This is a genomic window from Paracoccus xiamenensis (genome assembly GCF_011308835.1).
Classification (GTDB): Bacteria; Pseudomonadota; Alphaproteobacteria; order Rhodobacterales; family Rhodobacteraceae; genus Paracoccus; species Paracoccus xiamenensis.
In genome coordinates this window covers 1-13,001 of record NZ_JAAOHY010000009.1, presented here as the reverse complement: position 1 = coordinate 13,001, position 13,001 = coordinate 1, and the positions used below count along the sequence as shown (strand labels likewise).

Sequence of the window (13,001 nt, the reverse complement as noted above, 5' to 3'; positions counted from 1 at the left end):
ATGAACATTCTGATCATCGGCGCCGCCGGCCAGATCGCCCGCGTCGCCACGCAGGAATTGCTGGACCGGACGGATGCGTCGCTGACGCTGTATGCGCGCAGCGCAGCGCGTCTGGGAAAAGATGCCGACCGCATCCGTATCATCGAAGGCGATGCTGCAGATCAGGCGAAGCTGGCCGAGGCCATGCAGGGGCAGGATCTGGTCTATGCCAACCTGTCCGGCAATATGGAGGCGGCGGCCAAGGCGATCGTGGCCGCGATGAAGAAGGCCGACGTTGGGCGTGTCATCTTCATCTCCTCCATGGGGATTTATGACGAGGTTCCGGGCGAAAGCCATGGCGCGATCCTCGACCCCTACCGCAAGTCAGCCCGTGTGATCGAAGACTCGGTGCTGGATTACGCCGTCATCCGTCCCGCATGGCTGAATGACACGGACGAGATCGCCTATGGCACCACCGCCAAGGGCGAAGAATTTGCCAATCCCGGCGCCTATGTCTCGCGCAGAAGCGTCGCTGATCTGATCGTCAAGCTGACGGAACAGCCCGAACTGGGCCGCGTCAGCCTTGGCGTTCATCATTCGTAAAGGAGATTTCACATGAAAACCCTGACCCTGAACAATGGCGTCACCCTGCCCGCAATGGGCTTCGGCGTGTTCCAAAGCTCGCCCGAGGAAACCGTCGATGCCGTAAAGGCCGCGCTCGATACCGGCTATCGCCTGATCGACACGGCGGCTGCCTATGGCAATGAGGCCGAAGTGGGCGAGGCGATGCGCCAAAGCGGCGTTTCGCGGGATGATATCGTGCTGCAAACCAAGATGTGGATCAGCGATTACGGCTTTGACAGCGGGCTGCACGCCTTTGATCGCAGCGCCCGCAAGCTGGGCTTCGACACCGTCGATGTCTATTTGCTGCACCAACCGATGCCAAGCGACTTCAACGCCACCATACAGGCCTATAAGGCTGCCGAGCGGCTGCTGGCCGACGGCCGCGTCCGCGCCATCGGCGTCAGCAATTTCAGCGAAGATCACCTGAACCGCCTGATGGCGGAAACCGATGTGGTCCCGGCGATCAATCAGGTCGAGGTGCACCCGTTCTTCACCAATGCCGCGCTGCGCAAGACCCATGACAGGCTGGGCATCCTGACACAGGCCTGGTCGCCCATCGGCGGGGTGCAGCGTTACTGGGGCGATGACAAGAAGCCCGAGGACGACCCGCTGACCCATCCGGTCATCACCGCGCTCGCCGAAAAATACGCCAAGACGCCCGCACAGATCATGCTGCATTGGCAGCTCCAGCTTGGCCATTCGGTCATTCCGAAATCGGTCACGCCAAAGCGCATCGCCGAGAATTTCGATGTCGAGGGCTTTGAACTGACCGATGACGAAATCGCGCAGATTGAGGCGCTGGATACCGGCACGCGTGGCGGCCCTGACCCGGAAGCCATCGACCGCGAGACCTATACGTTCAAGGTCGAGGACTGATCGCATCGGGGGCCGCGTCACGCGCGGCCCCTTTCCTGTGGACCTGAGCAGAATTTTCATATTCCCTGCCTCCATGAACGAACGCGCCCGGAAGACTGACGAGACCCGCGAAGAGGCCGCTCCGATCGAATTGTTCTTCGATCTGGTCTTCGTCTTTGCCTTTATTCAACTTTCGCACCATCTGGCCGCGCATCTGAACTGGCACGGGGTGGCGGAAACCGCGATCATGCTGGTCGCGGTGCTGACGGTGTGGTCGGGGACAAGCTGGTCGGCCACGATCATCCGGGATGACCGGGCGCGGCCGACCCTGGCCGTGCTGCTGATCATGGTGCTAGGCCTGATGATGAACGCAGCCATCGCGCATGCCTTTGACAAGCATGCCTGGGCCCTCATCATCCCGCTATTGCTGATTGAGGTCGGGCGGACGCTGTGGACCATCGCCTTCGCGCCGGATTCCGATTACCGCAACCATTACCTGCGGACGCTGATGTGGACACTGTTCTGCGCTGTCTTGTGGATCATCGGGGCGATGCTTGGGCCAGACGGGCGGCTGTTGTTCTGGGGCGTCGCCACCATTACAGCATTCGCGGGGATCTGGACCGGCCATCCCCTGCCCGGCAACCGCCTGCATTCCGCGCAGATGCCCTTTGACGCAAAGTATTTTCTGGAGCGCTGTTCGCTGTTTCTGCTGATCGCGCTAGGCGAAACGGTGATCTCCACCGGCTTCGCGCTGTCAGAGGCGGGGCTGAGCACGCGTACGATCTTTGCCGGCGTGTGCGCCTTTCTTGGCACCACCGCCATGTGGGCGATCATCTTTGGCGTGAACCTGGATATTTCCGAAGAGCATCTGGAAAAGGCGACGGATCAGGTGCGCATCGGCCGGGCCGCGGTCAATTCCGTCATCCTGATGGTGGCGGGGCTGATCCTCAGCGCCGTTGCCAATCAGGTCCTGATCTCTGACACCTACGGGGATGCGCCGATCTCTCACCTGCTGCCGCTGGTCGCGGGGCCGGTGATCTTTCTGTTCGGGCATTATTCCTTCATGCGGCTGATGCCGGATTTCCGCGCCCAAAGACATGTGCTTGGTATCATCGCGCTGGTGGCGGCGGGGCTGCTGGCCATATTCCTGCCCGCGCTGACAGGTATGGCAATGGTCAGCGCGGTCATGGTGCTGATCGCGCTGTTCGACCGGACCAAGCTGTCCGATCTTTCGAATTCGAACTGATCAATCCTTCCAGCGCAGCGCGTCGATCAGCAGGCGGAACGCGGGTGTGACCTGGCGCCTGCTGGGATAATACAGATAATAGCCTGCGAAGGGTGGGCACCAGTCGGCCAGCACACGGATCAGCCGCCCATCCTCGACATACGGCCCCAGATGGTCCGAGGGCAGACAGACCAGCCCACGCCCGGCAAGCGCCGCATCCAGCACCAACCCGGAATCGCTGCAGGTGAACTGACCATCGACGCGGACATTCAGCGGGCGGCCGTCCTTTTCGAACTCCCAGACATACAGCCCGCCAAGGGTCAGCAGGCGCAGGTTGATACAGTTGTGGCCGGTCAGGTCATAGGGGGTTTCGGGCTTTGGATAGGCGCGGAAATAGTCGGGCGTTGCCGCCACCACCATCTCCAGCTCTGGCCCGATGCGGACACCGATCATGTCCTTGTCAACGCTTTCACCCAAGCGCACGCCCGCGTCGAAACCGTCCTTGGCGATATCGGTAAAGCGCGAATCCACGCTGATTTCGATCTTCACATCCGGGTGGTCGGCCATGATCCGGTTCGCGACCGGCATCAGCAGGTTCGCCGCAGCCATCCTGCTGGAATTCAGGCGGATCGTCCCAGCCGGATGGCTGCGCATCTCGTCCAGCGTGGCCAGTTGCGCCTCTATATCGTCAAAGGCCGGGCGCAGGGTCTGGGCCAGACGCTCGCCCGCCTCGGTCGGCGAGACAGAGCGAGTCGTCCGCGTCAGCAGACGCACGTCCAGCCGTTCTTCCAGCCGCCTGACAACGGCGCTGACAGCACTTTGCGAGGTTCCCAGACGGGCGGCAGCACGGGTGAAGCTGCGTTCTTCGGCCACGGCCAGAAAGGCCATCAGATCGCCCATTTCCTCACGCCGCATTCATATCTCCTGAAGATAGGCCCAAGTGGAATCCAGCATTTCAAACGCAGCGGAGCAGTCCTTAGTTTCAGGTCAACACCACAAAGGAGGCCGATATGCCGATGCTCTCGACGCGCACGATTCTGGCGGCGACGCTTCTTCTCACCGGCTCAGTGACGCAGGCACAGCAGCCCGAGACGTTTACCAACAGCCTTGGCATCGACTTCGTGCAGATCCCTACCGGCAGCTTTCGGATGGGATCGCCCGGCAGTGACCCGAAAGCGGCGCGGAACGCGTCGTGCGCGGTGGCAGTTGGCATTCGACGGGCGATGGCTGGCGCAGTGCCTCGCGCCGCGACTACGACCCCGATTATCGCGGCATCAGCATCGGCTTTCGGCTTGTTCGCGACATTGAATGACGGAGATTTCCATGAAAATTACCCGCAACGGATCTGAACCCTCGGCCAAAGGCCCCGAGGATTATTTCACCGGCACCGTCCGCATTGACGCGCCATTTAAGACCGAGGCCCCGGCGCGGGCCAGCGGTGCGACCGTCACGTTCGAACCCGGCGCGCGCACGGCATGGCACACGCATCCGCTGGGTCAGACGCTTATCGTCACCAGCGGCAAGGGCCGCGTTCAGCGTGAAGGTGGCCCGGTCGAAGACATCGGCCCCGGCGACATCGTCTGGTTTCCGCCCGGCGAAAAGCACTGGCACGGGGCGGCTCCCGACACCGCCATGACCCATATCGCCATCGCCGAGGCCGACGAAAGCGGCAGCGTTGTCACCTGGTTGGAAAAGGTCAGCGACGCCGATTACGGCGCCTGAGGTATTCAAGGAAGGAATTGAAAATGTATGCAACCGTCATGCATGGCCCCGGCGATGTTCGCTATGAACAGGTCGAGGACCCCAAGATCCTCAAACCCACCGACGCGATCATCAAGCTTGCCGCAACCTGCATCTGCGGATCGGATCTGTGGCCCTATCGCGGCATTTCGGAACAGGATGGCCCCGTCCATATGGGCCACGAATATTGCGGCACCGTGGTCGAGGTCGGCAGCGAGGTCCGCAACATCAAGCCGGGCCAGTTCGTCGTCGGCAGCTTCGTCCTGTCCGACGATACCTGCCCGCATTGCGATTTCGGCTTTCAGTCCTCCTGCGTGCAGCGCGAATTCATGACCGGCGCGCAGGCTCCCTATGCCCGCGTGCCGCTGGCCGACGGCACATTGGTCGCGACGAATGAAATGCCCGATGCGGACATGATCCCGCATATGCTGGCGACCTCGGACGTGCTGGGCACGGGCTGGTACGCCGCCGATGCCGCGCAGGTCCGCGAAGGCGGCACTGCGGTCGTCGTGGGCGATGGTGCGGTCGGGCTGATGGGCGTGCTCGCGGCGTCGCAGATGGGTGCCGGCCGTGTGATCGTCATGTCGCGCCACAAGGACCGCCAGAAGCTGGCGCTGGAATACGGCGCAACCGACATCGTCGAGGAACGCGGCGAGGATGGCATCGCCCGCATCATGGACCTGACCAATGGCGTCGGCGCGGAATCGGTGCTGGAATGCGTCGGCATGGAGGAATCCATGCAGCAGGCCATGGGCGTCTGCCGTCCGGGCGGCACCATCGGCTATGTCGGCGTTCCGCATGGCGTCAGCTTCGACGGCCAGCAGCTGTTCTTCGGACAAAAGCGCATGCTGGGCGGACCCGCCCCCGTGCGCCGCTTCCTGCCCGACCTGATGGACCGCGTTCTGGCCGGCAGGATCCAGCCCGGCAAGGTCTTCGATCTGGTCCTGCCGATTGCCGACGTGGCCGAGGGCTACAAGGCCATGGACGAGCGCCGCGCCATCAAGACCATGCTGCGGGTCGAGGAGTAAGGGTGCACAATGACCGATGTGACAGTCGTCGTCGGCGCAGGCTCGATCGGGCAGGCCATTGCCCGGCGGGTCAGCAGCGGCCGCCATGTGGTGCTGGCCGATCTGAAGCAGGAAAATGCTGATCGCGCAGCCGAGGCGCTGGAACTGGCGGGGTTTGAAAACACCGCCACGACTGTTGATGTCTCCGACCGCAAATCGGTGCAGGAACTGGTCAAGCTGGCGACTGGCATCGGTGACGTGAAGGCGCTGATTCAGGCGTCGGGGGTTTCGCCTTCTCAGGCGCCGGTCGAGACGATCCTGAAGGTCGACCTCTACGGCACCTCGATGCTGCTGGAGGAGTTCGGCAAGGTGATCGCGCCGGGCGGTTCGGGCATCGTGATCTCATCCCAATCCGGCTATCGCATGCCCGCGCTGACGGCGGAACAGGACGAACAGCTGGCCACGACCCCCGCCGAGGAGTTGCTGGATCTGGATTTCGTCAGGGCAGTCGATGACACATTGCTGGCCTATCAGATGTCCAAGCGCTGCAACTCTCTGCGGGTCCGCAGCGAGGCGATCAGCTGGGGCAAGCGCGGCGCAAGGATCAATTCGATCAGCCCCGGCATCATCATCACGCCCTTGGCGCATGACGAACTGAACGGCGAGCGCGCCGATTTCTATCGCGATATGCTGGCGAAAATGCCCGCAGGCCGCGCCGGGACGCCGGACGAGGTCGCGGCCCTTGCCGCGCTGATCATGGGTCCAGAGGGCGGCTATATCACCGGCAGCGATTTCCTGATCGACGGCGGCGCCACGGCCAATTTCTTCTATGGGCCAGAGGAGATGCAAACGTGACTGAAATTTTGAACCGCCGCGATACCTTCAAGGCAGTGCTGCTGCCGCTGATTGCCGCGCAGCTGGCCGCACAGCCCGCAGCGGCGCAAACTGGCGCTGCCAGCGTCATCGTCTATCTGTCGCGCTCGGGCAATACGCGGGTTCTGGCGGGCGCGCTGTCGCGCCGCTTCAATGCCGACCTGATCGAACTGCGCCCGCGCGACCCCTGGCCCGCCGACTATGAGCAGATGGTCGGCTGGGCATCAGCCATGCGTGAACAAGGCAACAACGTTCCGCTGGCCGGGGATCTGCCGGACATCGCGGGCTACGACACCGTGTTCCTGTGTCATCCGATCTGGGGCGGCGATCTGCCTGCCGTGACGGCCAGCTTTCTGCAAAGCCATGACCTGTCCGGCAAGACCGTGATCCCGATCATCACCCATGGCGGCTATGGCATCGGCGATGCGGTCGCGACCGCACAATCGCTGGCCCCGAATGCCCGATTTACCGAGCCTTTCGTGCTGGAGTGCAATCAGGAACGCGACGATCTGGCCAGCCTGAATGCCTGGCTGGGCGAGAACCTCTAGGCTGGCGCTTGCCTATTGGTGGCTGGGCAACCTGACGCATGAGATCGCGGGCACCGCGCTGTTCGTGCTGCGGGGGCGGCATCTGGTCAATAACGGCTATTGGTGGCGCAACATGCGCAAGGGCCGCTATGACCTGCGCCGCCGGATCGGGTGTAAAGATCCCCAATCCTCGCAGACAGTGCACCAATCCCCAAACAGCACAAACCAAATTCCGCGATAGCGGCTTCATTCAATTCCTCTCGCCAACAGCGCCTAGTTTTTGAAGCCATAATGTGGTAACCTAATCGTGTTATCAAATCAGGAAACAGGATTATGTGGTGCTACTTTTCAAGTGCTGCCCTGACGGCTTTTTTGGTATTATTTCCTGCGGTTGAATTAACCGCGCAGGGGATTAGCGACAGCGTAGTTGTGTATATAGAATGCGTTGACGAATCGAACACCACAAGCAAGGGAAGCGGCGTAATCTTTTCGGATGAAGGCTACGTTCTGACAGCCAAGCATGTCGTGCTGGAGGGCAGCACTTGCAAAGGCCTTATAGGCCGTGCCGACGAACCCCCGCAGCGAGATCTCAACTTGCGCTATCTCTCTGACTACCGCGATTTTGCCATTCTGAAGTTCTCCGATAGCGAAAACGATAATTTTCAGAATATGGCGGTCGCGAAGTCCATCAGCGACTACCTTCAGAAAAATGTAGTCGCTGCAGGGTTTCCCGCACAACAGAACCTGCTTGAGCGACGGTACGGGACAATTGAGAGCATCGAGATTGATGGTTTGGGCCTAGTGAGCGCCAGCGCCTTAACGACAGTCGGGATGAGTGGCGGCCCGGTCGTGTCCGATGGTGTGCTGGTCGGAATAGTCTCAAGGGGGGAGAGCGATGGCTTGGGTCTTCCTGCGCGATGGGCGGTTCTTGCGGCGGATGAGTTCTACGACAAAGTTATCGAGTATCGCGGCAATCCCGAGGTGGATGCCCGCCAACATGAACTGTCACTTCTGTCTGAGCAACTTCAGGGAAAAGGCGTTTGCAGCCAACTTCTGCGTGAGGCGGTACTGTCGAAATATCCCGACAAGGTGCCGGGATTGTCCAGCACAGCAGCGACAGAGCCAAGAAATGAGCTGGCGCGCACTGCCGAGTATTGGGTAACGATCACCACCGGTCCTGCGCGTTGGATTGATTGCAGCGAAGGGACTCTTCGCAAAAGCCACTATTTCCCGATGGGCCTTTTGCTTCGACCGATGCGCGACATTGAGATCGCGGACGTTTCCGGCGAACAAAAAACCTGGACGATCTTTCAGGCCGAATATGGGCTGCTTGTCCTGATTGATACAGAGGCGGTCGCACCGGTTACTGAAGACGTTGGATATATTTTTCCGGAGGGTACCTTTGCCTTGAAGCTCTGCGGGCCAGAAGACCCGGCCGACTGCAATCCGGGTGAGAACCTTCCGCCCTACAACAACAATGTCGCCGATTGGCCATTCCTGACCCCATGGGCGTCCTATCTGAGAACGTCAGATGTGGAAGCGCTGGAGGCAGCCTATGCTGAATATCTCACCTTCGTAGAGAACCGCAAAATCGTCGACAGATTTTCCGAGCAGACAAATTTTTTGCCCACCACCTTTGTTGAGCGCGCCCCGAAGTCACTGGCAGACGATCCTGCATGTATCCCGATGCAGGCACAGCTGTATAAGCCGTTTCGGCGTTTTGACACAAGGATGAAGCATAACAATTCCGAATACGAGGTGCCGGTCGACTACAGCTTTTGCACGACACCTCCGCCAGACGCTGAAGTTGACTTTGTGACACCACGCCCCATGAAAGTTGTTACCTACGACCTGGCGAAAGAGCTGTTTTCACAGCTCTGGTGGGCAACGATCGAGCCGGACATAAACGAAAATCTTGTGCGCGCCATAAGCATTCTTGAACGGCCAAGTCAGCCTATCGTGGCGAAAATAGACTGCGGCGACCAAGCTCTGTATGAGCCTCTTGGCCTGCCCTCGGCAGTCGACGCAACTATAGGTGTCGGTGGTCTCATCAATGAAACCCAGCGGCTTCACTGGGCCGACGATCGTGAATCGACCTATCATTTCAGAATATACCGGCCGGCACGTGGATTCTCGAACAGTAACGCGCTGGCGAATGCCCCGCTGTTTCAAAACGTCGAGCTACGGATAAATTGTGAGAACGGGACACCGGTGCGCCCACGCGAAATACGGATTCATCTCTACCCTGTTTTCGAACAGCCGATCTCGCTTGATGCAACCGCCATAGAAAATACATATCTTGAATTTTTCGAGAACCGATCCTTCGAAGGGCGAAGCCATCTCAACTACGGTTTCATAGAGCGGATTTGTGATTACCCGGAATACTACGCATGGCGTTCGACTTTGGAAAATTACCTGCTGGAAGACGTGAATATCACCCGATACAGCACATCACGACTGGGCGTTGAGCCACAGGTCACGGCAAAGCACTTTGCCCATCTTATTCTGGCAATTCTGTTCTTTACCGACGTGCGCCTGCTGACCGATCAGCCTAACAGTACAGGAACCTGCTTGTCATGACCCTAGTCGCTGAACTCTTCATCTACACCACCTTATCCGCGTTCACCGTTGCCACCTCTGTTCCAGAGCTCGCAGATAAGCAGCCGTGCCAACCAGACCGTATCGCCCAGTTTGCGCCAACTCAGCCCGGAATACCCGAACAAAGATGGTGCTGCTGCGGATCTTGCTGCAACTGGGCGATCAATTGCAGAGCCATCCCCGGATGTCCGTCATGCTGAGAACTGCGACTGTCATTCTGGGTCTGGTTCTTCCGGGAGCTTTGGCGGCCGAAAACCTTTCGATCTGCTTTCGTGAAGACGCCTCGCCGTTCTCTTCGCAAATCGAGGGCGGCGAGTTCACCGGCTACAGCGTCGATCTGTGCAAGATGATCTCTGACATAATGGGCATCAGCGAGCCAGAGATCGTTCCCGTGACAGTAGAGACACGTTTCGGCGCGCTAGATAACCGGAAATGCGCGATGTTGTGCGAGGCGACAACCGTCAACATGGACAGGCGCGACAAATACGAATTCTCACTGATTACCTTTGTCACAGATACCGCGCTTCTTTTTCCGCGACGCTTGATGAGCGGAATACCTTTAGACGCACCACCGCTGAACGTCGGCTATCTGATCGAAACCACCGCCCATAAGAGCATTGCCGCCGGGGGAATTCTGAGCGACCAGCAGATGAAGGTAGAAACCGCCCCATTCAAGAGCCATGAAAGCGCAGTAGAGGCGCTGCTTTCCGGCGGGATCGACGGATATATCGCGGATCGCGACATCCTGAACGCGATGCTCACGGATCACCCGGACCTTGTCGAGAGCCACGTTATCAGCGTGCGCGGTCTGACCTATGAGCCCTATGCGATCGCATTTCATAAGGACAACCATTCACTGCGCCGCGAGGTCGATAAGGCGCTTGCGGGTTTATTTCGTGATGGTCGCGCGAAAGAGCTTGTCGCGAAGCACATTCCAAGCCGGCAGAACGATAACCTGATCGACGCTCTGTTTCGAATCCAGTCGATACCCGAATGATTGTTGCGGGCGCATGAAGCCAACGAGACAAACTGAGAGTAAGGAGTCGTCAGATGAGCATCGCCGCGGTAGTCAAAGGGCTTTTCGGCCGGCTTGTTTCGTGCCTTCTCGCGCTTATCGTCATTGCGCCGATGGCAAACGCTCAGGAAAAGCTGATCACTTTCGAGGACGTCAAGGTCATTTCCCCCAATGCCAAGGATGAGTTCGTTCAAGCGCTCATCGAAGGCGAAGACCTTCTTGAAGAAGCGGGAATAAACACAAGGCTGCGCATGGCCCATTTCCTGGCACAGGTGCTGACGGAAACCGACGGGCTGACGCGACTTGATGAAAACATGAATTATTCATTCGATGCTCTCATGCGCGTCTTCTCCCGCGCACGTGTATCCGAGGCAAAAGCGCGTGAAATCGCTGGAAAGCCGCAAGAGGTGGCAAATTGGGTTTATGGCAACATGCTCGGAAACCGTGGCCAGCACACAAACGACGGATGGGAATATCGCGGTTCGGGCTATATCCAACTGACAGGGCGGGCGAACTTTCGCGAGCGTGGCCGCGAAATCAGCTTGCCACTTGAAAACCAACCGGAGCTGGCGCGCCGCGTTCCCGGAGGACTGGAGGCCGCGATCGCATATTGGACGTCACATAGCATCAATGCGGCTGCGGATGACCACGACAGGCTGAGGGTGCGCGTGCTGATCAATGGCCGCGCAGCTCATGGTTTTGAACAATCGGTTATATGGTTCAACAAAGCGTGGCTCCGGGTTTTTCAGCATAAGGAAGGACTTGGTTTCGAAAGCGCTGTCGAACTGGCCGAATCTACGTTGACGGAAGATGTGTTGCTGTTCGACCGCATTCTTGTCCGTGGCGGGTTCCTGACGCCGGATAGCGCAGGGACGGAAAGTGTTTCGCAAGAAACCCGCGCCGACGCGCTGAAGGCCTATCAGCGTGAGCGCGGCCTGCCTGAAACTGGAGAGCTTGATGACGCGACAGAGCAGGCACTGCTCGACCCGATGGAGTGGCGTCATCTTCCGGTAGGGGATGAGCTTGCGGGCCAAGTGCAGGAGCGGGACGGAGAACAGACAGCCGTAATCGAGTTTTTGGATTCTCCGGAACCAACGGTTCTAGAAATCGCGCCTTTCACCGGGACAAATGAGCAATTGGCCGACAAGCGGCTTCTGCCCAAGGAAGGCGCGATCTTTTCGGCGGCGGTCGGGCAGTATTCCGACTACGAAATGGGCGGAAAAGACGTGGAGCGCGAGTTCTTCGTCCCCTTTTCGGTCATTGGCGAAGATAACCGGGAAGTCGTGCTGGACCCCACGAACTACCCATCGCGCGCCATTGTGCAGATATCGATGAAACAGCGCAAAGGCGGGAAAGACCTTCTTTGCACGGGTACGATGATTTCGCCTGACACCGTCCTCACTGCTGCGCATTGCATTCATTCTGGAACCGTCATCGGCAGTTACTTCGTGGATTACCGCATCATTCCCGCCCGCAACACTGCAAGGGCGCCATATGGAAGATGCGGCGCAAAGCGCGGCTATGTTCTGAGCGGCTGGACAGATGCGCTAAGCCAGGCGGAAGCGCGATACTATGATCTCGGCGCGTTGAAGCTGGATTGTAACATCGGCGAGAAGACCGGCTGGCTGGGTGTCCGCGTTCTTGCCGATGATCAGGTTTCCATACCTACCCGTGTACAGGGCTACGCGGCAGATCGTGCGCCTGCCGGTCGACAATGGGTCAGCGAAGATAAGCTTGCATATCTTTGGGAGCTGAAGGGCTTCTATCAGAATGACACCTTCGGAGGGACATCCGGGTCTGCCGTCACCTCGGTTGAGGAACCCGACGTGATCGTTGGCGTCCACACCAATGGCCGTCACGGTATCGTGGAGCCATGGTCAACCCACAATTCATTCACGCGGATCACACCTGAAAGAATAACGCGTATCATCGAGTGGACGAACGATTGAGAGTGTGGCCTGCAATGCCCTGCTCGCTGAAAACTCGATTATCTGAAGCCGGAGTTTTCGGCTAGATTTTCCCGGGCTGGGAAGGACGCTGAGAAGGATGAAGGCATCCAAGCTCATTGAGGCGCAAAAGGCGCTCACTTTGAAGCAGGGCGAAGAAGGCGCGCCGGTTGCCGAGATCTGCCGGTAGGCCGGGATTGGACAATCGACCCACTTTGTCTGGCAGCAGAAGTATGCGGCCTGCTGTCGGATGAAATGCGTCGACTGAATGCGCTTGACGATGAGAACGCACGATTGAAGCGGATCGTGGCGGAGCTGACACTCGATCGGCAAATGCTGTCAGGCATTATGTTCGACGAAAGCTGTGAAGCCGGAACGGCCGCGCGAACTCGTTCGCGGGATGTGCGCAGATTGGGCGGCTTCAATCCGCAGGGCGTGTGGGGGCCTGAGGTTCGAGTGTTCTAGCGACCACTACAAATCCCGCCATACCCATGAGATATGGGCGAAAGTTGGTGACGCTTGATCAGGCGGCGACTTGAAGTTGGCGGAGGCCGTCGCGGAACTCAACCCCCTGGATGATCTCCGGCAGACGGTTCTGGCCATCGAGTTTGC

At 59.1% G+C, this 13,001-nt stretch carries 12 protein-coding genes and 1 pseudogene; 12 read left to right on the top strand and 1 reads right to left on the bottom strand.

Annotated features, from left to right (window positions below):
* The 3 genes from G7044_RS15495 to G7044_RS15485 all read left to right on the top strand — a co-directional run bounded on the left by G7044_RS15495 (nucleotide 1) and on the right by G7044_RS15485 (nucleotide 2,704).
* Entirely contained in the window at nucleotides 1–582 is a 582-nt protein-coding gene (locus G7044_RS15495) for an NAD(P)H-binding protein (protein WP_166330503.1), read from the top strand.
* 12 nt (nucleotides 583–594) lie between these two features.
* Nucleotides 595–1,479, top strand: coding sequence for an aldo/keto reductase (locus tag G7044_RS15490; protein WP_166330501.1), 885 nt, complete (start codon nucleotides 595–597; stop codon nucleotides 1,477–1,479).
* A gap of 73 nt (nucleotides 1,480–1,552) precedes the next feature.
* On the top strand, nucleotides 1,553–2,704 hold the full coding sequence (locus G7044_RS15485) for a low temperature requirement protein A (protein WP_166330499.1): 1,152 nt from the start codon (nucleotides 1,553–1,555) through the stop codon (nucleotides 2,702–2,704).
* On the opposite strand, the gene G7044_RS15480 is transcribed toward G7044_RS15485, so the two are convergent.
* Nucleotides 2,705–3,598 carry a LysR family transcriptional regulator gene (locus G7044_RS15480; protein WP_166330497.1) on the bottom strand — a complete coding sequence of 298 codons (894 nt, stop codon included), beginning with the start codon at nucleotides 3,596–3,598 and terminating at the stop codon, nucleotides 2,705–2,707.
* Nucleotides 3,599–3,693: 95 nt separating this feature from the next.
* Here G7044_RS15480 and G7044_RS18285 point away from each other — a divergent pair, with 95 nt between their 5' ends.
* The 9 genes and pseudogenes from G7044_RS18285 to G7044_RS18080 form a co-directional block, all read left to right on the top strand.
* Nucleotides 3,694–4,032 (top strand): hypothetical protein, encoded by a 339-nt coding sequence (locus G7044_RS18285; protein ID WP_235931355.1) that lies wholly within the window; start codon nucleotides 3,694–3,696, stop codon nucleotides 4,030–4,032.
* Nucleotides 4,007–4,405: a (R)-mandelonitrile lyase gene (locus G7044_RS15470; protein WP_166330493.1), complete on the top strand. Its 399-nt coding sequence runs from the start codon at nucleotides 4,007–4,009 to the stop codon at nucleotides 4,403–4,405. The genes G7044_RS18285 and G7044_RS15470 overlap by 26 nt, the downstream gene beginning before the upstream one ends.
* A 23-nt stretch (nucleotides 4,406–4,428) precedes the next feature.
* On the top strand, nucleotides 4,429–5,451 hold the full coding sequence (locus G7044_RS15465) for a zinc-dependent alcohol dehydrogenase family protein (protein ID WP_166330491.1): 1,023 nt from the start codon (nucleotides 4,429–4,431) through the stop codon (nucleotides 5,449–5,451).
* A 9-nt stretch (nucleotides 5,452–5,460) separates the two neighbouring features.
* A complete protein-coding gene (locus G7044_RS15460; RefSeq protein WP_166330489.1) occupies nucleotides 5,461–6,285 on the top strand; it encodes an SDR family oxidoreductase in 825 nt (274 codons plus the stop codon).
* Nucleotides 6,282–6,851, top strand: coding sequence for a flavodoxin (locus G7044_RS15455; protein ID WP_166330487.1), 570 nt, complete (start codon nucleotides 6,282–6,284; stop codon nucleotides 6,849–6,851). The genes G7044_RS15460 and G7044_RS15455 overlap by 4 nt, the downstream gene beginning before the upstream one ends.
* Before the next feature lie 312 nt (nucleotides 6,852–7,163).
* Entirely contained in the window at nucleotides 7,164–9,410 is a 2,247-nt protein-coding gene (locus tag G7044_RS15450; protein WP_166330485.1) for a S1 family peptidase, read from the top strand.
* A 145-nt stretch (nucleotides 9,411–9,555) separates the two neighbouring features.
* On the top strand, nucleotides 9,556–10,425 hold the full coding sequence (locus tag G7044_RS15445; protein WP_166330483.1) for a substrate-binding periplasmic protein: 870 nt from the start codon (nucleotides 9,556–9,558) through the stop codon (nucleotides 10,423–10,425).
* Between the two features lie 53 nt (nucleotides 10,426–10,478).
* The gene (locus G7044_RS15440; protein WP_166330481.1) at nucleotides 10,479–12,392 is read left to right on the top strand and encodes a trypsin-like serine protease; all 1,914 of its coding nucleotides are present in this window, start codon (nucleotides 10,479–10,481) and stop codon (nucleotides 12,390–12,392) included.
* Between the two features lie 97 nt (nucleotides 12,393–12,489).
* Nucleotides 12,490–12,885, top strand: a pseudogene (locus G7044_RS18080) (transposase); the annotation flags it as partial.
* Nucleotides 12,886–13,001 lie beyond the last annotated feature (116 nt).